Source organism: Aeromonas ichthyocola (assembly GCF_046087985.1).
Taxonomy (GTDB): Bacteria; Pseudomonadota; Gammaproteobacteria; order Enterobacterales; family Aeromonadaceae; genus Aeromonas; species Aeromonas rivipollensis.
In genome coordinates this window covers 146,199-172,742 of the sequence record NZ_JBJSWH010000004.1, presented here as the reverse complement: position 1 = coordinate 172,742, position 26,544 = coordinate 146,199, and the positions used below count along the sequence as shown (strand labels likewise).

General features: G+C 61.9%; 27 protein-coding genes and 1 pseudogene. 3 read left to right on the top strand and 25 right to left on the bottom strand.

Translation table 11 applies throughout. The features are described 5' to 3' along the window. Positions 1-82 precede the first annotated feature (82 nt). The 10 genes from murG to mraZ form a co-directional block, all read right to left on the bottom strand. Positions 83-1,168 (bottom strand): undecaprenyldiphospho-muramoylpentapeptide beta-N-acetylglucosaminyltransferase, encoded by a 1,086-nt coding sequence (gene murG / locus ACF2JD_RS13260; RefSeq protein ID WP_440987589.1) that lies wholly within the window; start codon positions 1,166-1,168, stop codon positions 83-85. Then, positions 1,165-2,349, bottom strand: coding sequence for a cell division protein FtsW (ftsW, locus tag ACF2JD_RS13255; protein ID WP_162627267.1), 1,185 nt, complete (start codon positions 2,347-2,349; stop codon positions 1,165-1,167). The genes murG and ftsW overlap by 4 nt, the downstream gene beginning before the upstream one ends. Then, the gene (gene murD / locus ACF2JD_RS13250; protein ID WP_440987588.1) at positions 2,346-3,629 is read right to left on the bottom strand and encodes a UDP-N-acetylmuramoyl-L-alanine--D-glutamate ligase; all 1,284 of its coding nucleotides are present in this window, start codon (positions 3,627-3,629) and stop codon (positions 2,346-2,348) included. Before murD ends, ftsW begins: the two co-directional genes overlap by 4 nt. 3 nt (positions 3,630-3,632) lie before the next feature. Beyond that, complete coding sequence (gene mraY, locus ACF2JD_RS13245; protein ID WP_005332102.1) at positions 3,633-4,715, bottom strand: phospho-N-acetylmuramoyl-pentapeptide-transferase; 1,083 nt, start codon at positions 4,713-4,715, stop codon at positions 3,633-3,635. Next, positions 4,709-6,064, bottom strand: coding sequence for a UDP-N-acetylmuramoyl-tripeptide--D-alanyl-D-alanine ligase (murF, locus tag ACF2JD_RS13240; RefSeq protein ID WP_440987587.1), 1,356 nt, complete (start codon positions 6,062-6,064; stop codon positions 4,709-4,711). The genes mraY and murF overlap by 7 nt, the downstream gene beginning before the upstream one ends. After that, on the bottom strand, positions 6,061-7,548 hold the full coding sequence (gene murE / locus ACF2JD_RS13235) for a UDP-N-acetylmuramoyl-L-alanyl-D-glutamate--2,6-diaminopimelate ligase (RefSeq protein WP_440987586.1): 1,488 nt from the start codon (positions 7,546-7,548) through the stop codon (positions 6,061-6,063). Before murE ends, murF begins: the two co-directional genes overlap by 4 nt. A gap of 101 nt (positions 7,549-7,649) precedes the next feature. Further along, positions 7,650-9,416, bottom strand: coding sequence for a penicillin-binding transpeptidase domain-containing protein (locus ACF2JD_RS13230; protein ID WP_427253690.1), 1,767 nt, complete (start codon positions 9,414-9,416; stop codon positions 7,650-7,652). Next, positions 9,413-9,727, bottom strand: a complete 315-nt coding sequence (gene ftsL, locus ACF2JD_RS13225; RefSeq protein WP_440987585.1) for a cell division protein FtsL — start codon at positions 9,725-9,727, stop codon at positions 9,413-9,415. The genes ACF2JD_RS13230 and ftsL overlap by 4 nt, the downstream gene beginning before the upstream one ends. A gap of 3 nt (positions 9,728-9,730) precedes the next feature. Beyond that, the gene (gene rsmH / locus ACF2JD_RS13220) at positions 9,731-10,669 is read right to left on the bottom strand and encodes a 16S rRNA (cytosine(1402)-N(4))-methyltransferase RsmH (RefSeq protein WP_171276954.1); all 939 of its coding nucleotides are present in this window, start codon (positions 10,667-10,669) and stop codon (positions 9,731-9,733) included. After that, complete coding sequence (gene mraZ, locus ACF2JD_RS13215; protein WP_005332092.1) at positions 10,670-11,128, bottom strand: division/cell wall cluster transcriptional repressor MraZ; 459 nt, start codon at positions 11,126-11,128, stop codon at positions 10,670-10,672. Between the two features lie 932 nt (positions 11,129-12,060). Between mraZ and ACF2JD_RS13210 the strand changes: the two genes are divergently transcribed. Both ACF2JD_RS13210 and ACF2JD_RS13205 read left to right on the top strand, forming a co-directional pair. After that, positions 12,061-12,306, top strand: coding sequence for a transglycosylase SLT domain-containing protein (locus ACF2JD_RS13210; protein ID WP_440987696.1), 246 nt, complete (start codon positions 12,061-12,063; stop codon positions 12,304-12,306). Beyond that, positions 12,236-12,502: a hypothetical protein gene (locus ACF2JD_RS13205; protein WP_440987706.1), complete on the top strand. Its 267-nt coding sequence runs from the start codon at positions 12,236-12,238 to the stop codon at positions 12,500-12,502. Before ACF2JD_RS13210 ends, ACF2JD_RS13205 begins: the two co-directional genes overlap by 71 nt. 137 nt (positions 12,503-12,639) lie before the next feature. On the opposite strand, the gene ACF2JD_RS13200 is transcribed toward ACF2JD_RS13205, so the two are convergent. The 11 genes and pseudogenes from ACF2JD_RS13200 to lafA (ACF2JD_RS13150) all read right to left on the bottom strand — a co-directional run bounded on the left by ACF2JD_RS13200 (position 12,640) and on the right by lafA (ACF2JD_RS13150) (position 21,482). After that, positions 12,640-13,170 (bottom strand): hypothetical protein, encoded by a 531-nt coding sequence (locus ACF2JD_RS13200; RefSeq protein ID WP_440987584.1) that lies wholly within the window; start codon positions 13,168-13,170, stop codon positions 12,640-12,642. Further along, positions 13,157-14,106, bottom strand: a pseudogene (gene lafU, locus ACF2JD_RS13195) (lateral flagellar motor protein LafU). The gene ACF2JD_RS13200 and the pseudogene lafU overlap by 14 nt, the downstream one beginning before the upstream one ends. Continuing rightward, positions 14,106-14,963, bottom strand: a complete 858-nt coding sequence (gene lafT, locus ACF2JD_RS13190; RefSeq protein ID WP_139745597.1) for a lateral flagellar motor stator protein LafT — start codon at positions 14,961-14,963, stop codon at positions 14,106-14,108. Before lafT ends, lafU begins: the two are co-directional and overlap by 1 nt. Positions 14,964-15,009: 46 nt before the next feature. Continuing rightward, positions 15,010-15,723 carry a lateral flagellar system RNA polymerase sigma factor LafS gene (lafS, locus tag ACF2JD_RS13185; protein WP_025328470.1) on the bottom strand — a complete coding sequence of 238 codons (714 nt, stop codon included), beginning with the start codon at positions 15,721-15,723 and terminating at the stop codon, positions 15,010-15,012. A 5-nt stretch (positions 15,724-15,728) separates the two neighbouring features. Next, complete coding sequence (lafF, locus tag ACF2JD_RS13180; protein ID WP_139745595.1) at positions 15,729-16,187, bottom strand: lateral flagellar basal body-associated protein LafF; 459 nt, start codon at positions 16,185-16,187, stop codon at positions 15,729-15,731. Between the two features lie 40 nt (positions 16,188-16,227). After that, complete coding sequence (locus ACF2JD_RS13175) at positions 16,228-17,304, bottom strand: flagellar hook-length control protein FliK (protein ID WP_440987583.1); 1,077 nt, start codon at positions 17,302-17,304, stop codon at positions 16,228-16,230. Beyond that, positions 17,295-17,633 carry a LafX gene (locus ACF2JD_RS13170; protein ID WP_392414857.1) on the bottom strand — a complete coding sequence of 113 codons (339 nt, stop codon included), beginning with the start codon at positions 17,631-17,633 and terminating at the stop codon, positions 17,295-17,297. The genes ACF2JD_RS13175 and ACF2JD_RS13170 overlap by 10 nt, the downstream gene beginning before the upstream one ends. 120 nt (positions 17,634-17,753) lie before the next feature. After that, positions 17,754-18,146, bottom strand: a complete 393-nt coding sequence (gene lafC, locus ACF2JD_RS13165) for a lateral flagellar export chaperone LafC (RefSeq protein WP_163155614.1) — start codon at positions 18,144-18,146, stop codon at positions 17,754-17,756. Between the two features lie 38 nt (positions 18,147-18,184). Beyond that, positions 18,185-19,468 carry a lateral flagellar capping protein LafB gene (lafB, locus tag ACF2JD_RS13160; RefSeq protein WP_440987582.1) on the bottom strand — a complete coding sequence of 428 codons (1,284 nt, stop codon included), beginning with the start codon at positions 19,466-19,468 and terminating at the stop codon, positions 18,185-18,187. A gap of 113 nt (positions 19,469-19,581) precedes the next feature. Further along, positions 19,582-20,448, bottom strand: a complete 867-nt coding sequence (gene lafA / locus ACF2JD_RS13155) for a lateral flagellin LafA (RefSeq protein WP_025328476.1) — start codon at positions 20,446-20,448, stop codon at positions 19,582-19,584. A 170-nt stretch (positions 20,449-20,618) separates the two neighbouring features. Beyond that, positions 20,619-21,482: a lateral flagellin LafA gene (gene lafA, locus ACF2JD_RS13150; RefSeq protein WP_440987581.1), complete on the bottom strand. Its 864-nt coding sequence runs from the start codon at positions 21,480-21,482 to the stop codon at positions 20,619-20,621. A 187-nt stretch (positions 21,483-21,669) separates the two neighbouring features. Between lafA (ACF2JD_RS13150) and fliB the strand changes: the two genes are divergently transcribed. Then, complete coding sequence (gene fliB, locus ACF2JD_RS13145) at positions 21,670-22,833, top strand: flagellin lysine-N-methylase (protein ID WP_440987580.1); 1,164 nt, start codon at positions 21,670-21,672, stop codon at positions 22,831-22,833. Positions 22,834-22,894: 61 nt separating this feature from the next. On the opposite strand, the gene ACF2JD_RS13140 is transcribed toward fliB, so the two are convergent. Genes ACF2JD_RS13140 through ACF2JD_RS13125 form a run of 4 tightly spaced genes read right to left on the bottom strand, consistent with a single transcriptional unit; the run spans position 22,895 to position 26,543 of the window. Next, positions 22,895-23,896: a hypothetical protein gene (locus tag ACF2JD_RS13140; protein WP_440987579.1), complete on the bottom strand. Its 1,002-nt coding sequence runs from the start codon at positions 23,894-23,896 to the stop codon at positions 22,895-22,897. 19 nt (positions 23,897-23,915) lie between these two features. Further along, positions 23,916-24,815: a lateral flagellar hook-associated protein LfgL gene (lfgL, locus tag ACF2JD_RS13135; RefSeq protein ID WP_440987578.1), complete on the bottom strand. Its 900-nt coding sequence runs from the start codon at positions 24,813-24,815 to the stop codon at positions 23,916-23,918. A 10-nt stretch (positions 24,816-24,825) separates the two neighbouring features. Beyond that, positions 24,826-26,145, bottom strand: a complete 1,320-nt coding sequence (gene lfgK, locus ACF2JD_RS13130) for a lateral flagellar hook-associated protein LfgK (protein WP_163155608.1) — start codon at positions 26,143-26,145, stop codon at positions 24,826-24,828. Beyond that, positions 26,145-26,543: a rod-binding protein gene (locus ACF2JD_RS13125; RefSeq protein ID WP_025328482.1), complete on the bottom strand. Its 399-nt coding sequence runs from the start codon at positions 26,541-26,543 to the stop codon at positions 26,145-26,147. The genes lfgK and ACF2JD_RS13125 overlap by 1 nt, the downstream gene beginning before the upstream one ends. Position 26,544 lies beyond the last annotated feature (1 nt).

The following is a 26,544-nucleotide window of genomic DNA, read 5'->3' as shown; positions in this document are numbered from 1 at the left end:
AGTCTGCCGTTCAGCGGTTTGCGCTCGGCGGCATCAATAAATACAGGGACAAGACTGCACGGCCTGGCCTGTGCAATCTTGCTCAACATGCTTTCTCGCTCCGCCCGCTGGCGAGCCGCTTGCACTCATCGGCAACCCGCTCGGCGGCATCTATGATGGCCACGCGACGGGCGGCCTGGGCCATGTTCAACAGTGTCTCCCTGCGCCCGGCGAGCCAGGAGAGACGCGCGGCCAATGAGGCCGGGGTCAGCTCGGACTGGGGCAGGAACTCGGCCGCCCCGCCGTCGACCAGGGTCAGGGCGTTGCGGGTCTGGTGATCATCCACCGCATGGGGCAGTGGCACGAAGATGGCGGCCACACCGGCGGCAGCCACCTCGGAGACCGTCAGGGCCCCGGCTCGGCACACCACCAGATCGGCCCAGGCATAGGCGTCGGCCATGTCCTTGATAAATTCACTCACCTCGGCCTCGACGCCCAGCTCGGCATAGGCCTGGGCGACAGTCTCCCGGTTGCCCTTGCCACACTGATGACGCACTTCAATCGGCACCCCAGCGGCGGCCACCGCTGGCGGCACCTGCTCGTTGAGCACCCGAGCACCCAGGCTGCCGCCGACGATCAGCAGGCGCAGCGGCTCGCTGCTGCTGCGCAGCTGGGGATCCGGCAGGGCCACCACTTCGGGGCGCACCGGATTGCCGACCACTGCGGTGCGGGCACTCGGCGCAAAGGCGCCGGGGAAGGCCATCAACACTCGCTTGGCGAGGCGGGCCAACAGCTTGTTGGTGAGGCCGGCCGCCGCGTTCTGCTCGTGCAGCAGCAAGGGAATACCGGAGAGCCAGGCCGCCACGCCGCCCGGGCCTGAGGCGAAGCCCCCCATGCCGAGCACCACATCAGGGCGAATGCTTTTCAGCACGCGACGCGCCTGCAACACGGATTTGACGATGCGATAGGGGGCGACCAGCAGCCGCTTGATGCCGTTGCCACGCACCCCCTGGATGTCGATGAAGGAGATGGGGTAACCGTGGGCGGGCACCAGCTCGGCCTCCATCCGGTCGGCGGTACCGAGCCAGTGAATGGTCCAGCCCTGGGCCTTGAGGCGATCGGCCACGGCCAGCCCGGGGAACACATGGCCCCCGGTACCACCCGCCATCACCAGTAACGTCTTGCTCACGAAACCTCCCGCACACGCGCCTGGGCACTGGCCTGGCGCAACTCGAAATCGATACGAATCAACATGCTCACCGCCACCATCATGATGATGAGACTGGAGCCGCCGTAGCTGACCAGCGGCAGGGTCAGGCCCTTGGTCGGCATCATGCCGCTGGCGGCGCCGACGTTGACGAAGGTCTGGAAACTGAACCAGATGCCGATGCCGATGGCCAGATAGCCTTCATAGAGCCGTTCGGACACCAGCGCCTGATGACCGAGCTTGAGCGCCTTCACCGCCAGCGCAAAGATGAGGAAGAGCGCACCCAGCACCCCCACGTAACCCAGCTCCTCGCCCAGGATGGCGAACACGAAGTCGGTGTGGGCCTCCGGCAGGTACTCCATCTTCTGGATGGAGTTGCCCAGCCCCTCGCCAAACCAGCTGCCACGGCCGAACGCCATCAGGGACTGGGTCAGCTGATAGCCGCTGCCGAAGGGATCGGCCCAGGGATCCAGGAAGGAGGTGACCCGCCGCATCCGGTAGGGTTCTGCGATGATCAGGGTCACCACGGCGCTCACCCCCACCAGGATGAGACCGATGAACTGCACCATGCGAGCCCCCGCCAGGAACAGCATCCCGAGGGAGGTGACGAACATCACCACCACGGATCCCAGGTCGGGCTGGGCCAGCAGCAAGGTGGCCACCACGAACAGCACCGCCATGGGTTTCATGAAGCCGATGAAGCGCTCGCGCACCTCGCTCTGGCGGCGTACCAGGTAGCCCGCCAGATAGACGAACAGCGCCAGCTTGCCGAATTCCGCCGGCTGCAGGTTGAAGGGGCCGAGCGGCAACCAGCGCACCGAGCCGTTGACGCTGCGCCCCACCAGCAGCACCAGCACCAGCATCACTATGGCGAGCAGCAGCATGGGGCCGTTGTACTGCTGCCAGCGCGCCATGGGCACCTGCAGCACGAACCAGGAGATGCCGAGCGCCATCACCAGGAAGAGACCGTGCCGCTTCACGAACATGAAGGGGTCATCGCCCAGGGCAATCCCTTCGGGAATGGAGGCAGAGGCCACTATCACCAGACCCACCGACATCAGCGCCAGCGCCAGCACCACCAGTTGCCTGTCGTAGAGACCGGCGGGACGCGCCGGCAACAACCAGCGCTGCAAGAAGCCTGCGACGGCGCGAAGGGCGTTCATAACTTTTGTACCAGCTCGGTGAAACGATCACCGCGCGCTTCAAAGGACTTGAACTGATCCAGGCTGGCGCAGGCCGGTGCCAGCAGCACCCAGTCACCGGGCCTGGCATCGGCGGCTGCCTTGGCGACGGCGTCGTCGAGGGAGGCGACCTTCTCGGTCTGCTCACCCAGGGCGAGCAGTATGTCCGCGTCCTGACCGAAGCAGTACATGTGATCGATCTGGTTGCCGAGCAGCGCCTGCACAGGGCCGAAATCCTGCCCCTTGCCCTGACCACCGGCCAGCAGCAGCAGGCGCCCCCTGACCGATTCACGCACCCCGGCCACGGCGGCCAGAGTGGCCCCCACGTTGGTGGCCTTGGAGTCGTTGATCCAGCGCACCCCGTTTACCTCCCGCACGAAGCGGGCACGGTGGGGCAGGCCTTCGAAGCGGCGCAGCACGGCGAGTTGCGGCTCGCGGGGAATGCCGACCGCATCGCACAGGGCCATGGCCGCCAGGGCGTTGGCCTGATTGTGGGCGCCGACTATCTTCATCTCGTCCACCGCCAGCAGCGGCTCCCCGTGCAGGGTCAGCCAGTGGCGACCCGCCAGCTCGCAGCGGCCGTAGCCGTTGCAATCCAGCCCGAAGCTCTGCCACACCTGACCCACGTCGGGCAGGGTCTGGGGATCGTCCCGGTTGACCAGGATGTGCTGGGAGTGCTGATGGATCTCCTGCTTGGCGGCGCGGTAATCCGCCATGCCCTGATAGCGATCCATATGATCTTCACTGAGGTTTAGCACCACGGACGCAGCGGCACGCAGGCTGTAAGTGGTCTCCAGCTGGAAGCTGGATAGCTCCAGCACGCAGAGATCCATGGGCTGCTTGAGCAGCTCCAGCGCCGGGGTGCCGATGTTGCCACCCACCCCCACCTTGAGGCCCGCCTCGGCGATCATCTCACCGACCAGGGTGGTGACTGTGCTCTTGCCGTTGGAGCCTGTGATGGCAATGACTGGGGTCTGGGTCTCGCGCACGAACAGCTCTATGTCGCCGACGATGCGCACCCCGAACTCGGCCGCGGCCTGCAGCTCGGGCGTTGCCAGGGCGATACCCGGGCTCGCCACTATCATGTGCGCCTGCTTGAGCAGATCGCCGTCCAGCCCGTGGATCAGCTCCACCTCGGGGGGGAGTTGCTCCTTGCCCGGAGGATTGGCGCGGGTATCCATCACCAGGGGGGTGACACCACGACCGAGGAAGTAGTCGACGCAGGAGAGTCCGGTTTTACCGAGTCCGATGATGATGACCATGGCTTACCTCACCTTCAGAGTGGCGAGGCCGAGCAGCACCAGCATGAGGGTGATGATCCAGAAGCGCACAATGACGCGCGGCTCCGGCCAGCCCTTCTTCTCATAGTGGTGATGGATGGGCGCCATGCGGAAGATGCGCACGCCGCGCAGCTTGTAGGACCCGACCTGCAGGATCACCGAGACCGTCTCCATCACGAAGACGCCCCCCATGATCACCAGCAGGAACTCCTGGCGCACCAGCACGGCTATGGTGCCGAGTGCCCCGCCGAGGGCCAGGGAACCGACGTCTCCCATGAAGACCTGGGCCGGATAGGTGTTGAACCAGAGGAAGCCCAGACCCGCCCCGACGATGGCGGTACAGACGATCACCAGCTCGGAGGTGTAGGGCACGTAGGGAATGTGCAGGTAGTTGGCGAAGTTCACGTTGCCGGTGGCCCAGGCGACAAAGGCGAAGCCCCCCGCCACCATCACGGTCGGCATGATGGCAAGGCCATCCAGACCGTCGGTCAGGTTGACCGCGTTGGAGGTACCGACGATGACGAAGTAGGTCAGCACTATGAACATCAGACCGAGCTGCGGCATCACATCCTTGAGGAAGGGCACCACCAGCTGGGTCTGGCCGTCATGGGTCGCGGTGGCATAGAGGAATACCGCCACGGCCAGGGCGACTGCCGACTGCCAGAAGTACTTCCAGCGGGCGATCAGGCCGTCGGTGTTCTTGCGCACCACCTTGAGGTAGTCGTCGGCAAAGCCGATGGCGCCGTAGGCACCGAGCACGAACAGCACCAGCCAGACATAGGGGTTGTCGAGGCGGCTCCAGAGCAGCACAGAGATGAAGATGGCCGCAATGATCATCAGGCCCCCCATGGTCGGGGTGCCCTTCTTGCTGAGGTGTGACTCTGGGCCGTCGTTGCGGATCACCTGACCGAATTTCAGGATCTGCAGGCGGCGGATGAGGCGCGGCCCCATCCAGAGCGCCACCACCAGACCAGTGATGATCGACAGGATGGCGCGGAACGTCAGGTAGGAGAAGACGTTGAAGAAGGTGAAGTGCGGGGTGAGCAGTTCCGCCAGCCAGACTAGCATGTGGCTGACTCCTGACGGTCAACGACCATCTTGACGATATCTTCCATGCGGGAACCGCGGGCACCCTTGACCAGGATCGAGATTTCTTGATGTGTATTTATCATTTGCGCAAGCACTTCAAACAACGACGCCTTGTTATCGAAATGTCGACCCGCCGCGGCATCTGCGGTGTGACGACTCTGTTCCCCTACCGTCAGCACGGCGTCGAGGCCCTGCTCGCGGGCGTGGTGTCCGACCCGGGCGTGCTGGGCCGCGGACTCCTCCCCCAACTCCTTCATGTCACCGAACACCAGCACCTTGTAGCCGCCCATGGCGGTCAGGGCATCGATGCCCGCCAGCACGGACTCCACGCTGGCGTTGTAGGTGTCATCCACCAGGGTGAGGCCACCCCAGCGTTGCACGCAGAAGCGGCCCTTGACCGGTGCCATCTGCTCCAGCCCCGCCTTGACGGAAGCGAGGGAGGCGCCCAGCGCCAGACAGCCGGCGGCGGCAGCCAGGGCATTGGCCACGTTGTGGCGGCCCGGAATGGCCAGGGTCAGGGTCAACTCTCCCTGCGGGGTCACCATCACGAATTCGGCGCAGCCCTGCCCGTTGAGCGCTATGTCGCGGGCATGGAAGGGTTGACTCTGATCTTCGAGGGAGAAGGCGCACCGAATGCCCTTCGCCTGCCACTTGGGCCAGAACTCGTTGTCGGCATTGACGATGGCGGTGCCACCCTCGCCCAGGCCCTGGAAAATCTCGCTCTTGGCGTGGAAGACCCCTTCCAGGGAGCCGAAGCCTTCCAGATGGGCGGCGGCCACGTTGTTGATGATGGCGGCATCAGGCCGGGCCAGGGAGGTGGTCCAGGCGATCTCCCCCGGGTGGTTGGCACCCAGCTCCATCACCGCAAACTGGTGCTGCGCCTCGAGGCGCAGCAGGGTGAGCGGCACCCCCACTTCATTGTTGAAGTTGCCGGCGGTGGCCAGCACCTCTCCCTCACCGCGCAGGATGGCGGTCGCCATCTCCTTCACCGTGGTCTTGCCACAGCTGCCGGTGATGGCCAGCACTTTCGGGTTGATGCGCTCGCGCACCAGCTTGCCGAGGCGACCCAGTCCCTTGAGGGTATCGGCCACCACCAGTTGCGGTATGGCGAGCGGCAGCTCGCGCTCCACCAGCAGGGCAGAGGCCCCGGCGGCCAGGGCCTGGTCGCAGAAATCGTGGGCGTCGAAACGCTCGCCACGCAGGGCGACGAACAGCGCCCCCTTGCCCAGGGTGCGGGTGTCGGTACTGACTGCCGTGATCTCGTGATCGCCGCCGATCAGACGGGCATCGAGCACCTGCGCCAGGTCGGCAAGCCTGAGGGTCATCATCTGAATGACTCCATTAATGTGTGCAAGGCGGCCGCGACGGTTTCCCGGTCGCTGTAGTGCCGCTTGTCGGTTCCAATGATCTGATAATCCTCGTGGCCCTTACCGGCCACCAGAATGATGTCCTGCTTGCTCGCCTGACTGAGGGCCAGCCGGATCGCCTTGACCCTGTCGTGTTCGATCTGCACGGCAGCAGGATCGCGAAGGCCCGCCACCATGTCCGCCATGATCTGTTCCGGCGCCTCGGTACGGGGATTGTCGTCGGTCAGGATCACGCGATCCGCATGTTGCTCCGCCATGGCGGCCATCATGGGCCGCTTGCCGCGATCCCGGTCGCCACCACAGCCCACCAGGCACCAGAGCCGACCTTCGCAGTGCACCCGCAGGGCCTGCAATGCCTTCTCCAGCGCATCCGGGGTATGGGCATAGTCGACCACCGCCAGCGGCGCCTTGCCACCGCCGAAGCACTCCATGCGACCGGTCACGGGTTGCAGTTTCGGGGCGCTGGCCAGCAGTGCATCGAAGTCATAACCCAGTACCAGCATGGCGCCCATGGCGGCCAGCACATTGCTGACGTTGAAGCGGCCGAGCAAGGGGGCGGATAATACACCATTCCCCCAGCTGGAGTTAATGCGCGTGTCAAATCCTTGTTGGTGGAAATGGGGATCCTGCGCCGTCAACTGTCGCCCGGCATGGTTTTCAATCGGGCCATGCACGCCGAAGGCCACCGCGCCGGGGTAGGCTGCCAGCCACTGGCGCCCCAGACGGTCGTCGGCATTGATGACGGCGCAGGGCTCGTCCACCAGTTTCAGCAACTCTTCCTTGGCGGCGCCATAGGCCTCCATGGTGCCGTGATAGTCGAGGTGATCCCGGCTCAGGTTGGTGAACACGGCCGCAGAAAACGGCAGGGCCGCCACCCTGTGCTGCACCAGGCCGTGGCTGGAAACCTCCATCGCCACCAGATCGGCCCCCTGCTGTTGCAGGGCGGCAAGATTGGCCTGCACCTGGACGGCGCTGCCTGTGGTGTTTTCCGCTTCCACCAGTTCACCGAACAGGCCGTTGCCTATGGTGCCCATCACCCCCGCCTTGCCTCCCAGCAGGGTGCGCCAGTTGGCGACCAGCAGGGCAGTGGTGCTCTTGCCGTTGGTGCCGGTGATGCCCACCAGTTGCAGCTTCTGCGCCGGATAGTCATAGAAATGGCCGGCCAGTTCGGAGAGGCGAGCGGGCAGATCCTTGATCCCGAAACAGGGGATCGAGGTGACGGGGGCCACGAATTCCCCATCCTCCTCAAACAGGACGGCGGTCGCTCCCTGAGCCACCGCCTGTTCGATGAAACGCCTGCCATCCATCTGGTGGCCCCGGATTGCCACGAAGAGAGAACCGGGCCCGACTCGCCGGCTGTCGAGCTGGATGTCGGTGAGCGCGAGCGCCGGAGCATGGATGCCAAAATGGCTCATGAGTTGATCAAGTGCGCGGGGCGGCAACATGGGAAGCCTCCGAATGGGCAGGAATGCAGGCGATCAGGTGACAGGGCGCCATGGAAAACACCCCGACAGTCGCGGGGTCGACAGAGAGAAACGGATGCCAATCAGGTACGAGGTGCGCCATGGGCGGCCTCCGTACGGGCAAGCTTCGCCGGCACCTCGGGGGGGATGGCGTCGGGACGAATGTTGAAGAGCTGCAGCACGCCCCCCATGGCCTCGGCGAAGGGCGGGGTCGCCACGGCACCGCCGTAATAGGCATCGCCCTTGGGCTCGTTGATCACCACCACCATGACGAAGCGGGGGTTGCTGGCCGGGGCGAAACCGGCAAACCAGGCCATGTAATCCTTGCCGTAGCCACCGGCGACGGCGACCTTGGCGGTCCCACTCTTGCCGCCGACCCGATAACCCGGGATCTGCGCCTTGGGAATCGCATTGCTCACCACGTACTCCAGCGCCTGCAGCATGGCGGTGGCGTTGTTGTGATCGATGACCTGCTCACCCTTGGGCGGCGTGGTCACCTTGATGATGGAGAGCGGCACCCGCTTGCCCTTGTTGGCCAGGGTCGCGTAGGCGGAAGCCAGCTGCAGCGGGGTGACCCGCAGGCCATAGCCGAACGACAGGGTCGCCCGCTCGATGTCGGACCAGCGGCGGCGCTGGGGCAGCATGCCGCCGCTCTCCCCCATCAGGCCACTGCCGGTATCCATGCCGAAGCCGACCATGCTGAGGGTGTTGATCATCTCCTGGGCCGGCATCCGCAGCGCGATGCGCGACATGCCGATGTTGGAGGAGTAGCGCAGTATGTCGTACAGGTTGGTCGCCTTGTGAATGCTCACGTCGCGGATCTGCTTGGCCCCGATGAACAGGGGACCACCGGGTATGGTGTCCTTCCAGCTGGTGACGCCTGCCTGCAGGGCGCTCAACAGAATCAAAGGCTTGACGGTAGAACCCGGCTCGTAGGTGTCCGTCACCACCCGGTTGCGCACCCGGAAGCTCTGGTACTGGCCCCGGTTGTTCGGGTTGTAGGAGGGGGTATTGACCATGGCGAGCACTTCGCCGGTCTTCACATCCAGCATCACCATGGAGCCGGAGGTGGCCTTGTTCTCGTCGGTGGCGCGCTTGAGGGCGCGATAGGCCAGCGCCTGCACCCGCTGATCGATGCTCAGTTGCAGATCGTTGGCGTGCTTGCCCTCCTTGACCAGTCCGAGCCGCTCGATGACCCTGCCCTGCCTGTCCTTGCGCACCCGCATCTCGCCCGGGGTCGCGGTCAGCCATTCGTTGTAGCTGCGCTCTATCCCCTCGATGCCGCTACCGTCTATGTTGGTCACCCCCACCAGGTGGGCGCTGATCTCGCCAGTCGGGTAGAAACGGCGCGCCTCGGGGCGCAGGTAGATGCCCCCCAGCTTCAAGCCCTTGATGTATTCCGCCACGGCAGGCGTTACCTGACGCTGCAGATAGACAAAGCGCTTGCTGGGGTTGGAGATGCGGTGCTTGAGGGTGTTGATGTCGAGCTTGAGCACGGCGGAGAGCGCCAGCCAGGCGCGCTCGTTGTGGATAGCGCCGGACTCGTGCACCGTCTTGGGATCGGCCCAGACCGCCTCGACCGGCACGGACACTGCCAGCTGCTCGCCGTTGCGATCGGTGATCATGCCGCGCACCGCCTGGGTGGAGGTGGTACGCAGGGAGCGCATGTCCCCCTCCTGGCGCAGCCTGTCCGGATCTATCACCTGGATCCAGGCCAGCCGCAGGATCAGGCCGGCAAACGCAATCCCGATGAAAAACACCAGGGTGCGAAAGCGCCACGGGTAGAGTGACGGAGCTTTAGCCTTGGCTTTGTCCTTTGCCGGAGCCTTGGTGACGGCCTTGCGTGTCATGGTTGTGTAATTACCTTCTCGGTGGTCACCAGCGGGCGAGCCATCTGCAATTTATCCATGGCCAGACTCGCGACACGGGAGTGTTCGGCCAGGGTGCCCTGCTCCAGCAGCAGGTGCCGCCACTCGATGTTGAGCCTGTCCTCTTCCGCCATCAGGTCATTCTGCTTGGCCGTCAGCCCCCGGGTCATGTTGGTCACCAGGATCACCGCAAAGGCGGTGATCAGCACGGCCAGGGTCAGCAAGACCTGCAACTTGTGGCGCCAGAGATCACCGATGATCTCCCTGGACAGATGAATGCGTACCTCGCTCATGACTCAATCCGCCAGACGCTGGGCGACTCGCAGCACAGAGCTGCGGGATCGGGTGTTTTCGGTGACTTCATGTTCGGAAGGTTTGAGCGCCTTGCCGACCGACTTCAACTTGCGGCCACCGGCCAGTTGCGCCTCGGTCAACGGGATGCCATGGGGCACTTCCGGCCCCTTCTCGTGCTTGCGGATGAAGTGCTTGACCAGACGGTCTTCCAGGGAGTGGAAGCTGATGACGGAGAGGCGACCCTCGGGCGCCAGCGCCTGCAGGGCACCGTTCAGCGCGGTTTCGATCTCGTCCAGCTCGCTGTTGATATAGATGCGGATGGCCTGGAAGCTGCGGGTTGCCGCATGCTTGCCCTTCTCCTTGCTCGGGTTGACCCGGGCAATCATCTCCGCCAACTGGCGGGTGCGCACATAGGGTTCGGTGACGCGGTCATGGACGATGGCACGGGCAATCTTCTTGGCAAAGCGCTCTTCGCCGAAGGTTTTCAGCACCCAGGCGATGTCATCCACATCGGCCTTGGCCAGCCATTGCGCAGCGCTCTGGCCCGTGGTCGGGTCCATCCGCATGTCGAGAGGGCCGTCTTTCATGAAACTGAAACCGCGCTCGGCGTCGTCGAGCTGGGGAGAAGAGACCCCCAGATCCAGCAGGAAGCCGTCGACTTTGCCGAGCAGACCGCGATCGCTCAGGTAAGTTGTGATGCCTGAGAAGGGACCGTGCACTATCTCGAAGCGGGGATCCTGGATCTTGGCCGCCTCGGCAATGGCCTGGGGATCCCGGTCTATGGCGATCAGTCGACCCTGCGGACCGAGCTGCTGGAGAATGAGACGAGAGTGACCACCCCGGCCAAAGGTACCGTCGACGTAGATACCGTCCGGCTTGATGGCCAGCCCTTCGACGGCTTCGTGCAACAGCACTGTGATGTGTTCAGCGGCTTGGGTCATTTATAAAGAAAAATCCTGTAGTCGTGGTGAACTTGCCCAGTCGTCCTCGGGCAGGCCCAGGATGTCGTCATTGATCTGTTGTTGCCAGCGGGCTTCATCCCACAACTCAAACTTGTTGAGCTGGCCCACCAGCATGATCTTCTTGTCCAGCCCGGCGTGGCTACGCAGTGGCTGGCTCAGCAGCAGACGGCCATTGCCGTCCAGTTCGCACTCGGTTGCATGTCCGAGCAGCATGCGCTGCAGGCGGCGTTCCGCCGGATTGGTACTGGAAAGGGTCTTGAGCTTGCGCTCTATCTCTTCCCATTCACTCAGGGGGTAAAGCAGCAGACAGGGATGGGCTATGTCGATGGTGCAGACCAGCTGGCCGTCGCGCTCGGAGCGCAGCCAATCTCGATATTTGGTCGGAATCGCCAGTCGCCCTTTGCTGTCCAGGCTGATGGCGTGAGCGCCACGCAACAAATTGCAGTCCCCGAAGGTGAGTTATGGAGGCAAATTGCCCAATAAAACCACTTTGATCCACTTTTCTCCACCATGAAGTTTAAGGACGAGCAGGGGGCTTTTCAAGCAAGGATCTCGGGCATGGGGAACATATTGACGCAGCGCGGGGATACTAAGGATTAAATGAGTTGATTTTCCAAGAGTTATTGCTGAAAAAACAGAAAGTGATTAATAAGCAGCAAGTCGGTGAGCGGTCACTATCTGGGCGATATGATGAAACGGAACAATACCACTGCACAGAGCAAAATACTGACACATATCACTGGATAGATGATGTAACCATCTTTCGAACGGCGAGCACGCAGAGACACCAGCTGACAAAGCAACAGATTGTAAATAATCAGCAGAGATGTCAGCAGAATATTGGTGGCAAATGTCAACTCTTGAGCGTAACCAATGTACAAGCCCATCAGAATGAAATTGGCGAGTATCAGATACAGCAAAAACTTCTGAATCGCTTTACCCGAATTTGGGCTCTTTTTTACTCGTGTTATCATGCTTGCTACGTCCTGGATTACACATGATCAGACGACCTTAAATTCAAAAAACTGTTGAGATATATCATGTTTTTATTATTGCGCGATCCTTGCTCAACAATTGCCCCATGACCCGGCTCGTTTTTTTGCTAATGAGCGGGATGTTAATGATATCAACATCTTGCCATGCTTATCACAATTATCACTGGCAAGCTGGTTTCCCAATCCCGATCGGGGCGCGGGGGTCAGACTTGGTCAGCCAGCAGCAACAATTCCTGCTGAAGCAGCGCCCTTATCTCCAACAACGTCTTGCGGTCACAGCCCGTTATTCGCTGGGTCGCGGAACAGGTCAGCGCACGCAAACTGCCGCCCTTGCTTGCCTTTGTTCCTTTACTGGAAAGCAGTTACCGATTGGATGTGGTCTCCTCTGCCGGCGCCGCAGGCCCTTGGCAGCTGATGCCAGATACCGCCACCCGATTTGCCGTTCCCATCACCAGCGAATTTGATGGGCGCTATTCACTGCCATTGGCGACAGAGGCTGCCCTTTCCTATCTGGCATGGCTGTATCGCTTCTTTGGCAATGACTGGCTGCTTGGCTTTGGCCGCCTACAACGCAGGAGAAGGGCGGGTACTCAATGCGGTTTTAAAAGCGGGGACACGTAATATATGGGAACTGGAGCTTCCGACTGAAACACGCTTTTATGTCGCGCGCTTTGTTGCGCTGGCAAGACTGCTTGATATGGCTGACAGCTATCAGTTTCAACTTCCGCCATGGCACAGCGGCAATGACTTGCAAATATTCCGTCATCCGAACGGCTGCTGCTGCCCGCGTGGGCTCAGGCAAAAGGCGTATCAATGAATGAAGCCAGCCGCTGGAATCCGGCCTGGCAACTCCCTGTCGCGCAAGGGATAACCCATTGCCCTATCGTCTATAGCAAGGGCAAAGCCCCCACCGCCAACCGGAAGAAAGGGGCGACCGCCATTGTCAAAGCGGTCTCACTGGACAGTCTGCATGATCCCCTGTTGCTGAAAGCTGCCAGGGGGCTTGATATGAGTCGAGGCGAGATCAGTCTTGAGCGGTTGCCTGATCCTCTGGGATTCAGCAGACGCGCCCTGATTGCGGCGCCATGAAGCAGTGGCGCCAGTGGCTGAGTACCGGAGCCAAATCAACCTCTTCCGGATATGGCCCAGCGCGCACCGTAGAAACTGCAGGTACTGGCCAATCACGCGACGATGAGTGATGTTGCAATCCAGCGTAATTCGCGGTGACAATGACAGGCTGACAGTGTCGGGCAGCACGAAGCGGGCCGGGGCCAGGAAGCCGACGCCACCCGGCCCTATGTCCTTGATCACCGCTCGACCTATGCGCTTGTCAAACAGCAGGCCAGACACCATGAGCCGGGCCGCGATGCCGCAGCTCTGGGACTCCAGCGGCGTGGTACCATCGTGCAGATACCAGCGGGGTACCTTGCGCCTGGGATCGTTGAACGGGGTCACTTCCGGAAACTCGAGATCAGGGGTTCCCATGGGCAATGGCATCCTTGGCTTGCTGGGTGGCTGCTTGGGTTTGAGCACTGAACAGCTGCTCCAGGCTCTTCTCCGCCTGAGTCGTCATCACCAGCAGTTCGATGCGACGGTTCTGGCTGCCTCTGGGGTCGGCTGTGTTGTCCAGCATGGTGTCCGACATGGCGACCACCTGCCCCACCCGCTCGGGGGGCATGCCGCCGGCGAGCAGGACCCGTCTCGCCATCATGGCGCGATCGGAGGAGAGCTCCCAGTTGCTGTAGTTGTCACCGGCAAAGGGCGTGCTGTCGGTGTGACCGGAGATCATGACCCGGTTCTCCACGCGCTGGAATATAGGGGCAAGCGCCATCAGCAGATGGCGGAAGTAGGGGCTGATGCGGGCGCTGCCGCGGCTGTACATCTCGCGTTCGTCATCATCACGGATCAGGATGCGAAGTCCCTGGGGCACCAGTTGCAGCTCCAGGTTATTCTTCGCCTGCATCTGCTCCGCCAGATGGTCGATAAAGCTGGCCAGCTGCTTCATCTGGGCATCTCCCCCTCAAGTTTGCCTATCAACAGCTTTTCATAGCCACCGCCCGAGCCGTCAGAAAAAATGCTCTGATTACGGTCCATATGCTTGGGCATCAGCTGCCCCTCTTCCACAAATTGCGGGCTCAACTCTTCAAGGACCGAAGGATTGCCGCCGAGATCCACCGGATAGGGGCTGTTGCGGATATCGAAGGGGTTTGCCTCGCTGTCCATGATGCTGTAGTCACGCAGACGGCTGGCCACCGCCTCGCGCTCCTCCTGGCTGGAGACGGCCAGGATCCAGAGCACCATGAAGAAAGCCATCATCGCCAAGGTGAAATCGGCAAAGGCGACCTTCCATGCCCCGCCACCCTTTGGGCCACTGCTGCGCCGCTGCTGGCGCTTGATGATGATCTGCTCGTGATTGCGCATTACATGGCCCTGTTGGTCACCCAGTCTTCCAGTTCAAGGAAGCTGGGTTTCACATCGGGCTCCAGCATCTTGCGGCCAGAATCGACCGAGAGCAGCGGCGTCTTGCCCCGCAGCTGGGCGATCAGGATCGACTTGATGCACATCAGCATGCCGATGCGGCGCTTGACCATCTCCTCCATGGCATTGCTGATGGGCTCCAGCAGGCAGTAGCAGAGGAAGATGCCGATGAAGGTGCCCACCAGGGCAGCTGCCACATGCACCCCGATGTTGCTGAGGGGGCCGTCGAGCTGCTGCATGGTGATGATGATCCCCATCACGGCCGCGAGGATCCCGAAACCGGGGCAGGCCTCCCCCGTCTTGTGCAGGGCGTGGGACGGCTTGAGCATGTCCTCTTCGATGGCCATGATCTCCTGCTCCAGTATGGTGTCGAGCTCATGGGGGGTAATCTTGCCCATGCCCAGCAGGCGCAGGTTGTCGATGATGAAGCCGAGCAGTTGCGGATCTTCCGACACCTGGGGATACATGAGGAAGACGGAGCTCTGCTGCGGGTTCTCGATGTGCTCGTCCAGCGCTTTCATCCCCTTGTTGCGGGTCTCTTCCAGCAGTTGGTGCATCAGGGTCAGCAGCTCGCGGTAGATCTCTTTCTCATCCTTGTTGGACTTGAAGCACTGCTTCACCTGACGCCACATCTCATGCATCACCTCCTTGGAGTTGCCAAGGAACATGGAGCCGGCGGCGGCACCTATGATGATGATGAGCTCGGCGGGCTGCCACAGGGCGATGGGCCGTCCTCCGGCCATCATGAAGCCGCCAAGCACACAAATGAAAATGACACCAAGACCGATCTGTTTTTGCATGGATGCTCCCGCAGAATTCAAGAAGACTCCCCCACAGGGAGAGGCATTAATATATGGAGTCGACCAAACGCTGCTTGAGCTGAAGGACGCACTGCTTGTGCAACTGGCACACCCGCGATTCGGTCAGGCCGAGTACCAGCGCTATCTCCTTCATGTTCAGCTCCTGCTGGTAATAGAGGGAGAGCAGCAGCTGCTCCCGCTTGTCCAGGGAGCCGAGCACCTTGCTGAGGGTCATGGCCAGGTCCACATCGTCGGACTCCGAGGCCGGTGCCCTGCCGCCGTTCTCCAGCCACTCTTCCAGACTCTGCAAGGCTTCCGCCTGGCCGGCATAGGCCAGTTGGCGCACCTCTTCCACTGAGCAGCCCAGCGCCTGCGCCATCTCCTGCTCGGTCGGATTGCGACCCAGCCGGTTGAACAGCTCCCGCTGCACCTGGTTGTGTCCGTGTACCTGCTGGCGCAGCTGACGGGGACGCCAGTCCAGCCGGCGCAGCTCGTCCAGCATGGCGCCACGGACCCGCTTGAATGCATAACTCTCGAACTGGGCATCCGGCTCGCTGCCATAACGGCGCCAGGCCTCCAGCAAGCCCATCATGCCCACCTGCTCCATGTCCTCCTGATCGAAACAGGCGCTGACCTGGCTGCGCAGGTGAGTGGCCGCCCGCTTCACCAGCGGCAGATAGCGGGTCAGGATCGCCTGCTCGCCGGTACGGGGGGGCGAGGGGGTCAGGTCGCAGGGAGTGTCCCAGCCAGCGTCCATCATGTCCGCTACTGCACCAATACCTTGGTGACCAGCACTTCATCCAGATAGGGCTTGTAGCCATACCCTTGCAGTGTCGCTACCAGCTTGCCGAGCAGAGAGGTCTGCAGGGCGGAGATGTTTTGCAGCTCCAGCTTCACCGCATCGTGGGAGCGATGGCTGAAATATTGCACCATGGCATTGCGGATCAGGGGGGTCAGCTCGTTGAGCGTCTCCAGCTGCTGGGGATTGTGGGTCACCAGCGCCAGCTCCAGCACCAGATAGTGAGGCTCAGAGTCCCCCTCCAGGCTGATGACGAAGCGCTCCATCGGCTTGAACAGCGGCGTCTTGCTCAGCTCGGGCTTAGCCTCCGCCAGACCCAGCCAGACGGCAACCGTGTCTCGCTTGAGATAGGCGCCATAGGCCAGCGCCGCCAGCAGGCACAGTGCCATCACCATCAACATCATCCACTTCATGACACGCCGCATAATTTGAAATCACTCTCGCTATTGCCAGATTGTAAAAATGTCACACCAGGGTATTGAGCCAATCCTGGCCAGCACCGCCCGATGTCTCCTGTTCTTCCTGCCACTGTCTTCGGCCCGCCAGGATCTTCTCCTGCTGCCAGCGATCGCCCCGCTCCTGCTCACCCCCCTGGCCGACGTTCACTTCGACGCCGCCAGCATGGTGAGGGGCCAGGCTCATCCGCAGCCGCTCCATCGACTGGATCATGGCCTCACGCACCGCAGGGTTGGTCACGTTGAGTTGCACGCTGAGCCGATCCCCCTCGACCCTGACCGTCAATTCGAGGCGCCCCAGCTCAGGGGGATCGAGGCGAATGTGCGCCTGCTTGATGCCCTGATTCACCTGCAGCTCGAGCTTGTCCTTCAAGACGTCCACCAGTTGCTGCCCCCATTGGGTCTGGTTGTCGCTCAGACGGGCCGGGGCCCACTGATAGTCGGCCGTCCTGGTCAGTGGCGAGGGCGCCAGAGCCGACATGCCTCTGAGATCCGAGACAAGGGACTCCCGCTCTGACGAGCCATCCGCACCAGGGAGGGGGGGCAAGCCCGCCATCGATTTGCCGTGCAGCAGTGACGAGTCGACCTGAGCGGCCGGTTGCATCAGCTGACGGGCAAACTCCCCGGTGAGCGAGGCGCTCATCTCCCGGCGTCCCGACACCAGATCCATCGGCAGGCTTCGATCCGTTTCCAGCCGCTCGTGGCGCACCAGGGCACGCAAGGCGGGCGAGACGGCGGGGGCGTCATCCTGAACGCCTCCGGCATCCTGCGCCGAGGAGGCAGACATCTCCGGGTTCTGACGCAGTGGCGGCAGACGGCCCCCCTCGTCAGGGCGGACAAACACAGGCTGCATATGGGTAAAGGCGTGCAGTTGCTCAGTCGCATCCTGCTCGGACAAGTCCGCCTCCTCGACCTCGGATTCCTGGGAAGGAGCTTCATCGAGCGGCAAGATGACAGGGGCTTCCTGCTGGAACTCCAGAGGCTGATACTGCCCTCCCTGCCCCTCGGGTTGACGAGCGAGGCGCGTGAAGCCTGTGGTATCGAGATTGGGGGCCGGGTCTGAGCCGACGAAGGGGATCATGCCCATGCTTGCGCCTCATCATAGGCTTGCAGCCCTTCCCGCTTGAGGGAGAGGGCGTCCCACTCCTGCTTGCGCTGGGCGGTCTCCTGCTGGCAAAGCGCGAAGGCTTCCTGATGCCAGTGACGCACCTGATCCCGGGCCGGTACCAGGGATTGCCACAATGCCGGTTGCTGGCGCAGATGGTCGATGAGCTGGGCCAGGCGATGATCCGCCAGACGCACCGCATCCCACTGCCCGGCACGGGCCTGCTGTAATATCAGACGTCCCAGCCCCAAGAGCTGGCGCTGGCGAGTCTCGCGTTCCGTGCTGGGCGGCACGGCCCCGGTCATGGACATGATGATGGCCCCAAAATAAGACGACCTTGCCAGTAAGCAAGGAGCAGGCCAGATATGTAGTTGTGGTATTTCAATGCGTTAGCCGCGGCATCTGGCGGATGAGGAAGGGGGGCTTCCGCATCAGCGAGGATGGCGGGCCATGGCTTCCCAACCCTCTTTCAGCTCCTGCAGGATGCGACGCACCTCGGCAAAACCTGCGACGTCGTTGCCCACGCTGATCTCGAACAACCGCTGCCCGCAATAGTCGTACAGGCGGTGCAGGTTGGCGGCCAACTCACCCCCTTTGTCCATGTCGAGGGCACTGTCGAGCCCTCCCAGGATCTGCAGACACTTGTTGATGGACTGCCCCTTGCGCTCATACTGCCTGGCCAGGATGTGGCCCTCGGCCCTGGCTATCTCGTCGAGCAGCCCATCCATCAGCATCAGCACCAGCTGGTGCGGGTCGGCGCTCGCCGCCTTGGCCTGGGTGGCGGCGAACTGATAGGCGTCGTAGCCTTCTTGGGGTTCAAACATGAAAGACTCACTTATTCAGGAAATACGGGATCACCGACTCACAACGCGCCCATGGTTTGCAGCATCTGGTTCATGGTGGTGAACTGATTGAGGTAGCGCTTATACGCGGAATCCATACGACGATCCAGTGCCTCCATGCGCTCGTTGACCCGCTTCTCGTTCGCCTCCAGACCTGTCTTGCGCCCCTTGAGCGCACCGTCCCGCTTGGTGTAGGGATCGAGTGCGTTGCTCATCCGCTTGAGCAGGCCGTCATCCCCCATCAAGGCCTTGCCGAGCAGCTCGGGATCCTTCTCCAGCGCCTTGTTGAAGTCGGTCTCGCTGAAGGAGAGCTTGCCAGCCTTGTCGGTCTTGATCCCCAGGCTGCCCAGGGTCAGATCACCGGGCAGATCCCGCACGCTGCGGGCCAGCATGCTCTTGAGACTGCGCACCCCGCTGTCGGAGGAGAGTGCCCCCGGCGCCTTGGGATCGCTGGAGGTCATCTTGGCCAGCTCATCCACCAGCTCGTTGTAGCTGTCGACGAATTTCTTGAGGGAACCGGTGACCGCCTCCTTGTCCTGATCCACCGTCACCAGCAGCGGCGCATCATCGACCTTCTGCGCCTTGGTCAGCTGGAAGGTCAGGCCGTCCACCACGTTCTCTATCTTGTTGCTGGCGGAGGTGATGGTGAGGGGGTTGTCGCCCCCCATCCGCAACTTGGCGTCCTGCGCCTGGGTGATGTCCGTCTTGCCGGTGACGGCCGTGCCGAGGGCATTGGCGGCATCGCCGCTGTAGCCCAGGGTGATGGCGTTCTCCACCCCGCTATCCTTGCTGGTCAGCACCATGCTGACCTTGCCGTCGGTGCGCACCAGGGTCGCCTTCACACCCGGGTTGTCCTTGGCGTTGTTGATCTGGGAGACCAGATCCTTGGCGGTGGCACCGGCCGGCAGGGTCGCCAGATCGATGTTCATGGTCTTGCCCTTGACGGTCAGGGAGAAGACGCCGTCGGCGGGCAGCGGCGCAGTGTCGCTATCGAGCTGCAGGCCGACCTGATGGGACTGGGCAAGCTGCTCCACGAAGAAGTTGTACTGGCCCGAGCTGGCTTTGCCATTGCTCGTCACCGTCATGATCCCCTCCTGGGACATGGTGGCCTTCTGCGCCTGCAAGCTGGTCGCCTTGTTCAAGTCCTTGAGCAGGGTCTGGAAGCTCGACAGCTTGGTGGTGAGGCTGCTGATGGCGCTCTGCTGTCCCTTGACGCTGTCCAGCTGCTTCTTCAGCAGCTTGTCCATGTTCTGGCGCTCGATGGCTACCAGTTGCATCGCCGTGCTGGCCGGATCTATTTGCATCTTTATCCCCTTATTCAGTGGCATGCCTGTTGGAAAACACCGGCTCGGTCCTTTCCAACCGACAAGCGATTGTCAGACAAGGGCCGCCCCTTTCGGAGCGGCCATGCAACCCATCAACGCAGCAGGGAAGTTACCATGCCGGTCATCTGGTTGGAGTTGGACAGCACGGACATGCCAGCCTGCATCAGCATCTGGTTCTTGGTCATGTTGGTGCTCTCCTGGGCGAAGTCGGCATCCATGATGCGGCCGTTCGCCATGTCGGTGTTCTCTTTCATGTTGGAGAGGTTGTTGACGGTGTGCTCCAGACGGTTGATGTTGGCACCGAACTGGGAGCGGGCGGTACCGATCAGATCCAGGGCATCTTCCATCTTGGTGATCTGCGCATTGAAGTCAGTGGACGCCAGGGCAGTCGCAGCCACATCGGCGGTGGCCAGATCCGTGGTCGCAGTGGTGATGGCGGCATTCACGGCCTGGACGTTGGTGTCGGCCTTCACGTCCAGCTTCTCGGCGGCGGTGCCACCGATCTGGAAGGTCACGGTTCCGGCACCGAACTTGCCAGCATCGCTGATCAGCGTCTCGCCACCAAACTTGGTGTTGTCGCTGATGTTCTTCAGCTCGGCGGTCAGCTCCTTCATCTCGGTACCCATGGCCAGACGGTCTTCCGCGCTAGCGGTACCGTTGGCGCCCTGGGTGGCCAGATCCTTCATGCGCTGGACGATATTGGTCATCTCGTCCATGGCGCCTTCGGCGGTCTGCATCATGGAGACGGCATCCTGGGCGTTGCGCATGCCGACCTTCTGACCGTTGGACTGGGCTTGCAGACGGGTGGCCATCTGCAGGCCGGCGGCGTCATCGGCGGCGGAGTTGATGCGCAGACCGGTACCCAGGCGCTGCATGGCGGTGCCCAGCATCTTGTTGGTGGAATTCAGCTGGTTCTGGGTGGTCAGAGAGGCGAAATTAGTGTGAATGGACAAACCCATGATCTACTCCTCAAATAGGCTGCAAGGCAGCGGGGAACTCTACGACAAGGAGAAGCGACAGGGGAGGCTCAGGACTTGAGTGGCAAATGAAAATGAGGGTGAAAAAGGCGAGGAAGAAAAGATTAGGAGGGGAAAAAAGGCACCCATCCAGCGGATGGGTGCCACAGATATCAACGCAGCAGGGAAGTCACCATGCCGGTCATCTGGTTGGAGTTGGACAGCACTGACATGCCAGCCTGCATCAGCATCTGGTTCTTGGTCATGTTGGTGCTCTCCTGGGCGAAGTCGGCATCCATGATGCGACCGTTCGCCATGTCGGTGTTCTCTTTCATGTTGGAGAGGTTGTTGACGGTGTGCTCCAGACGGTTGATGTTGGCACCGAAGGAAGAACGGGCGCTGCCGATGTCTTTCAGGAAGGTTTCCATCTCGGTGATGGCGGCAGAGGCCTTGGTCTGATCACCGATACCGGCCTTCAGGGCGGCGCCATCCAGACCGGAGCCACCGGTGCTGCCAGTGATCTTCTTCAGGTCGGTGGATATGTCCACGCTCAGGGTCTCGGCAGCGGTGCCACCGATCTGGAACTTGACCGCGCCCTTCTCGAAGTTGCCGGCAGCTTTCTTCAGCAGAGACTGGCCGCCGAAGGTGGTGTTGTCGGTGATGTTGGTCAGCTCTTTCGCCAGTTCGCCGAACTCGGCGTTCAGGGCAGTGTAGTCTTCCGCACTGGTGGTGCCGTTCGCGCCCTGAGTTGCCAGATCCTTCATGCGCTGAACGATATTGGTCATCTCATCCAGGGCGCCTTCGCCGGTCTGCATCATGGAGACGGCATCCTGGGCGTTGCGCATGCCCACTTTCTGGCCGTTGGACTGGGCTTGTAGACGGGTAGCCATCTGCAGACCGGCGGCGTCATCGGCGGCGGAGTTGATGCGAAGGCCGGTGCCCAGACGCTGCATGGCGGTGCCCAGCATCTTGTTGGTGGAGTTCAGCTGGTTCTGAGTGGTCAGGGAGGCGAAGTTGGTATGAATGGACAAGCCCATGATGTATTCCTCGATGTAATCGCTGCGTTGCAGCCTGTTAGGTTGACATCAGAGATAGGCGACCCCTTTCCCGCGAAAATGTAGTCCTGCCCCCGCATATTTTTTGTCAGAGACCACCATCCTGACACTGACTCATCCGGCATGCTTATTGCTTTTAAAATGTCCTCTCTCATTACCGGACTGCGACATGGCAACCTCGCTCTACACTCCTCATTTCGTTCAACATTTCCAGTGCATCGGCGATCGCTGTGAAGACAACTGCTGTCATAGCTGGACCATCACCATCGACAAGCAGACCTTCCGCAACTACGAGCGGCACCCGGATCCCGCGGTCAAGTCCCTGAGCAAGCTGCACATTCGCAAGGTGAAGGAGAGCAATGAACGCTGGGGGGAGATCAAGCTCGATGAGCAGGGTGCCTGCCCCTTCCTCGATGAGAACCGTCTGTGCCAGATCCACAGCAAGGCGGGGCCTGAGGCGCTGAGCCACACCTGCAAGACCTACCCCAGAGCCCAGACCCGCATCGGCAACCAGCTCAAGAAATCCCTGATGCTCTCCTGCCCCGAGGCGTGCCGTCAGTTGCTGCTGGATCCCCTGGCGATGCAGACAGAGGTGACCGAACTCGCCCAGCCCCTGCCCTTCGCCACGCCCCCCTCCACCGCCATGGCGACCCTGCACAGCCTGAGCATCCACGTGCTGGCGGCCACCGATGTTCCCGTCGAGATACGGCTGTGGCTGATCGGCATGCTGATCCACCGGGATCCCTCGGCCCTGTCCCACGAGTCCTTCCTCGATCAGGTGGCGGCGCTGGCAGAGCGGGGGGAGCTCAATACCATGTTCGAGCAATTGCCCGCCATGCCGCAGTTGCAGTGGTGGGGACTGAGGACCATCACCCACCAGTTGCTGGCGTATTCACAGGGGCGCCGGGGACGGCAGACGATGCAGCACTGCCTCGACAAGATCAATCTGGTGCTGGAGGGGGTCTATGATGAGGGCAAGCTGGCGCGGCTGCAGCAGGCCTGGCATGACAGGGTCGCCCCCTTCCTGGCCGAGCGCCCCCATATCATGGACAACTACCTGCTCTACTACGTCTATCACCACAACTTCCCGCTACTGCAGAGCGGCCGCTTCCAGGCCTATCAGTTGCTGGTGATAGATTACTTCCTGCTGCGCAACTATCTGTGTCTGCTGGCCATGGACAAGGAGCTGGAAGAGCAGGATGTGGTCAACCTCTTCTACAGCTATCACACCATACGCCAGCACAACGCGAGTTTTCTCAAGACCATAGAACAAGGACTGAGTGAGTCAGGCTTTGCCTCGGATCTCAGCCTCTACGCCCTGCTGAAACCCTGAAAACAAGAAACCGCCAGGGAAGTCACGTGGCGGTTTCTTTTTCGGGTCGGGCGCTCCGTCCCTAGGTCAGCAGTGCCACCACGTTCTGGCGCGACACATTGGCCTGGGCCAAGAGGCCTGACATTGTCCCCATGAAGCCCCCCTCCTTGAGTTGCAGGCTGAGCTTGCCTTGCAACTGTGCCAGCTCCTCCTGCGGCATGCTCTGGCTGCGTGACTTCACCCGATCGAGCTGCTTGACCATCTTCTGGCGGAACTGCTTCAACTCGCGCACCGACTGCTCTATCTCGCCGAGCAGCCGCTTCAGGCGCTGCTGCTCCTGCTTGAGCTCCCCCTTGTCGAGCCCTTCGCCTAGCTGGGTCAGCTGCCCGGCCCTTTGCTTGAACTGCACAGGAACCGGATTACCTGCAGGAATGCGGATACCTTCTCCGCTCAGCAACACGGGTTCGTCCAGCTTGCGCCTGTGCTGATCCGGCACGCTCAGCTCCAGCTTGCCCAGCTCGTTCAACCTGGCCTGGATGTGCTCCTTGCGCAGCGCCCTGTCCAGACGGGAGGCCGCCTCCGACTCGCTGGCATCGGCGGGCAGCAGCACCTCGACGGCGCTGCTGGTCTGCGGGAAGGAGAAGACCAGCCGCTCGGCGCTCGCCCTGGGGCTCAGCAGATCGAGCCGCTCCGCGCCGTAGTGCACCCGGCTATCCGTCGCCGACGCCAGCAGGCGGGGCTTGAGCTCCGAGGTCAGGGGGGCCTTCGGCTGGGTCAGCTTCTCTTCCAGCAGCTTGAGGCGGGAGACCAGATCCCCGCTCGCCGTCTTATGCTGGCCCAGCTGTTGCTCGAGGCGCTTCAGCTCGCCCCACACCTGGCTTAGGGCCTGTTCGCCCCCCTGGGCATGGGCGATGCGCTGCTGCGCCGTGCCGATCAGGGCCCAGCGATCCAGCCGGATGACGTTGGGCTGGCGCTCGTTGCGGGGAGTCTGCTGGGAAGTGGCCTGGGCAGTCGAACGTCCTTGCAGCCTGGGCTGGGCTGGCGTCTCGGCCACGCCGCCCGGACGGGTTTGTTGAATCTGCATCCTGGCTCCTTAGACAGACTTAGGGCATGTAGTTGAACAGGCTCAGGCCATTCACCTTGGCGAAGGCCTGCTGCTGCACCTGCAGCGCCATCAGCACATGGGCCTGCTGGGTCACGGCCCCTGCGTAATCGAGGGACTCTATCTGATTGCTCACTTCCTTGCTATAGGTGCTCTTCTCGGCGTGCCCTTCGTCCACCTGATCCAGCAGATTGATACGTGCCCCTATGGTGCTCACCATCTGGCTGATGTCATCTTGCAGGGTCAGACTGCGATCCAGCATGGCTCTGGCCTGATCGGCCGCATCCACGGCACCGCTGTCGAAGGCCGCCACCATGTCGTCGAGCTGCTTGAAGAAGTCCCCGTTCTGGATGAACAGCTTGTCCGCGGTGTGATTGAGTTCCACCGTGACCCCTCTGGCGATGCCGACCTCACGCACCAGGGCATCCCCCTGATAGAGATAGTCGCCGCCCGGTCCCTTGACGATGGGTGCCTTGTCCACCTGGCTGCCGCTGAACAGGCTGGATCCACTCTCGTTGCGGGCATTGGCCAGATCCAGCAAGCCGTCCTTGATGATCGCCAGCTCGCTGGAGACGGCCCGGCGATCGTCCTCGGAGAGGGAACCGGTGGCGGCAGTCTGGGTCAGATCCCGCAGACGGCTCAGCATGTTGGTCATGGTCTCGAGCTGGATCTCCCCCTGGGAGAGCTGGCTCTTGGCGTTGGCGATGTTCTTCTGGTACTGCGCCATCGCCGCCTGCTCCTTCTTCAGCCCGAGCAGTTGCACGCTGCCCACGGGATCGTCCGAGGGCTGCAGGATCCGCTTGTTGGAGGAGATCTGGCGATCGAGGCGGGCATATTCGCCGAAACCCTGCTGCAGGTTGTCGAGCATGCTGAGCTGGATCTGGTTGGTGCTGATGCGCATGCGGACTCCGTCAGAACATGTTCAGAATGGAATTGAAGAGTTGATCCGAGGTGCTGATCACCTTGGCATTGGCCTGATAGGCCTTGGTATAGGCCATGATCTTGACCCCCTCCTCGTCGGTGTTGACCCCGCTGACGCTGCTGAGCTTGGTCGCCAGCTGTTTCTCCATGTTGGCATCGGCTTCCATGGTCGCCTTGGCCTGGCCGCTCTGCACCGCCATCTTGCCGAGCAGGGCGCTGTAGGCCTCATACTGGCTGTCCTTGATGGTCAGCAGCTCCTGCAAGTTGCGGTTGTCACCGTTGCCGCCGCCCGCCTTGGCGAAGGCCAGATGGTCACCGGTAAAGCCGTCGGCCACCTTGAGGGTGCCGGAAGGGTTGAGGGGATCGTAGCTGAACAGGGGTTTGCCCGGGTCACCGTTCAGGTCGATGCCCCCCGCCTGCTTGGCGTTGAAGTCATCCGCCAGCTTCTTCGCTATCTGGTTCAGTTCGTCGCGCAGGGGGCGCAGCACTGTGGTGCGATACTCCAGCACCCCGGCCAGGGTGCCTCCCTGCAGCTTGGGCACCTCGAAGGATTGCGGCCCGAAGCTCAGACTCAGGGTATCGCCGGTGAGGGAGAGGGTACTGCTGCTGCCCGCCAGCACCAGGGGCTGGCCCTGAGGCAGGCTCAGGGAGAAGGAGCCGTCGCTCTGGCGGTTGACCCGCACCTCCATGAAGGTCGACAGCTCACGTACTATCTGCTCGCGGCTGTCTTCCAGAGCCGAGGTGTTGACCCCCTTGGAGGCCTGCTCGCCGATCTGGGTGTTGAGCTCGGCCACCTGTTTCAGATAGCTGTTGACCTGGGTGATGGTGCTGCCGAGCTGATCGTCGATCTGCTTCTCCTGGGTCAGCAGGCTCTCGTTCAACTGGCCGAAGCGGTTGGCCAGCGCCCCGGCAGAGCTGACGATCTGGCTGCGCTGCGCCGGCGTCTCCGGGCTGTCGAGGGCGGCGCTGAGGGAGGCGAAGAAGCTGTCCAGCCCCTTGGTGATGTTCATCGATTCGCTGCCAAGCAACTGCTCTGTGGTGTTGATGTACTGATGAAACGCATAGGAGGAGCCGGTCGAAGAGCGGCTGCGCCAGTGCTGGGACACCAGATAGTCATCGGTGATCCTGCGGACCCCGGTCACCTCGACCCCCATGCCGTTATCCAGTCGGCCAAAGCCGGACAGGCTGCCCATCATGGCTTCCTGGCGGCTGTAACCGACGGTGTTGACGTTGGCGATATTCTGGGCGGTGACGTTTAACGCGATCTGCGCCGCGTTGAGTCCGCTAAAACCGATATTGAGCAGCGACATCAGTCAACTTTCCTCATTTTTGCCGAATTCAGAGGCTGACTGAAGGCAGCCAGGGTCTGGGGTTCTGAAGCGACCACCGGCTCGGCATTCTTTAATGTGGGGGCCAGTTGATTGACCATCTGCTCCTTGAGCCCCATGCCGCCACGCTTGACCATGCTCATCGCCAACTGGCTGTCATACATGTCGCGGTAGAGCGCCTCTCCCTTGATGAGCTTGTCATCGTCATCCTGCATGGCGTCGGAGGCCGATCGCATGTGCTTGAGCACCGTCTGCAGGAAGCTCACCTCGAACTGGCCGGCCGCCGCCTCCAGGGCTGCACGCTGATCCGGGTTGCTCTTTATCTGCTGCAGTTCATTGAGATCCTGATAGAAACCAGGCTCAGAGGTAATTCTGGTCATA

Bases quoted from the DNA above. Each gene is read 5' to 3' on its own strand.
- ftsW (WP_162627267.1), bottom strand. From the start codon at position 2,349: ATGAACGCCCTTCGCGCCGTCGCAGGCTTCTTGCAGCGCTGGTTGTTG.
- murD (WP_440987588.1), bottom strand. From the start codon at position 3,629: ATGGTCATCATCATCGGACTCGGTAAAACCGGACTCTCCTGCGTCGAC.
- mraY (WP_005332102.1), bottom strand. From the start codon at position 4,715: ATGCTAGTCTGGCTGGCGGAACTGCTCACCCCGCACTTCACCTTCTTC.
- murF (WP_440987587.1), bottom strand. From the start codon at position 6,064: ATGATGACCCTCAGGCTTGCCGACCTGGCGCAGGTGCTCGATGCCCGT.
- murE (WP_440987586.1), bottom strand. From the start codon at position 7,548: ATGTTGCCGCCCCGCGCACTTGATCAACTCATGAGCCATTTTGGCATC.
- ACF2JD_RS13230 (WP_427253690.1), bottom strand. From the start codon at position 9,416: ATGACACGCAAGGCCGTCACCAAGGCTCCGGCAAAGGACAAAGCCAAG.
- ftsL (WP_440987585.1), bottom strand. From the start codon at position 9,727: ATGAGCGAGGTACGCATTCATCTGTCCAGGGAGATCATCGGTGATCTC.
- rsmH (WP_171276954.1), bottom strand. From the start codon at position 10,669: ATGACCCAAGCCGCTGAACACATCACAGTGCTGTTGCACGAAGCCGTC.
- ACF2JD_RS13200 (WP_440987584.1), bottom strand. From the start codon at position 13,170: ATGGGAACCCCTGATCTCGAGTTTCCGGAAGTGACCCCGTTCAACGAT.
- lafT (WP_139745597.1), bottom strand. From the start codon at position 14,963: ATGCAAAAACAGATCGGTCTTGGTGTCATTTTCATTTGTGTGCTTGGC.
- lafS (WP_025328470.1), bottom strand. From the start codon at position 15,723: ATGATGGACGCTGGCTGGGACACTCCCTGCGACCTGACCCCCTCGCCC.
- lafF (WP_139745595.1), bottom strand. From the start codon at position 16,187: ATGCGGCGTGTCATGAAGTGGATGATGTTGATGGTGATGGCACTGTGC.
- ACF2JD_RS13175 (WP_440987583.1), bottom strand. From the start codon at position 17,304: ATGGGCATGATCCCCTTCGTCGGCTCAGACCCGGCCCCCAATCTCGAT.
- ACF2JD_RS13170 (WP_392414857.1), bottom strand. From the start codon at position 17,633: ATGTCCATGACCGGGGCCGTGCCGCCCAGCACGGAACGCGAGACTCGC.
- lafC (WP_163155614.1), bottom strand. From the start codon at position 18,146: ATGTTTGAACCCCAAGAAGGCTACGACGCCTATCAGTTCGCCGCCACC.
- lafB (WP_440987582.1), bottom strand. From the start codon at position 19,468: ATGCAAATAGATCCGGCCAGCACGGCGATGCAACTGGTAGCCATCGAG.
- lafA (WP_025328476.1), bottom strand. From the start codon at position 20,448: ATGGGTTTGTCCATTCACACTAATTTCGCCTCTCTGACCACCCAGAAC.
- lafA (WP_440987581.1), bottom strand. From the start codon at position 21,482: ATGGGCTTGTCCATTCATACCAACTTCGCCTCCCTGACCACTCAGAAC.
- fliB (WP_440987580.1), top strand. From the start codon at position 21,670: ATGGCAACCTCGCTCTACACTCCTCATTTCGTTCAACATTTCCAGTGC.
- ACF2JD_RS13140 (WP_440987579.1), bottom strand. From the start codon at position 23,896: ATGCAGATTCAACAAACCCGTCCGGGCGGCGTGGCCGAGACGCCAGCC.
- lfgL (WP_440987578.1), bottom strand. From the start codon at position 24,815: ATGCGCATCAGCACCAACCAGATCCAGCTCAGCATGCTCGACAACCTG.
- lfgK (WP_163155608.1), bottom strand. From the start codon at position 26,145: ATGTCGCTGCTCAATATCGGTTTTAGCGGACTCAACGCGGCGCAGATC.
- ACF2JD_RS13125 (WP_025328482.1), bottom strand. From the start codon at position 26,543: ATGACCAGAATTACCTCTGAGCCTGGTTTCTATCAGGATCTCAATGAA.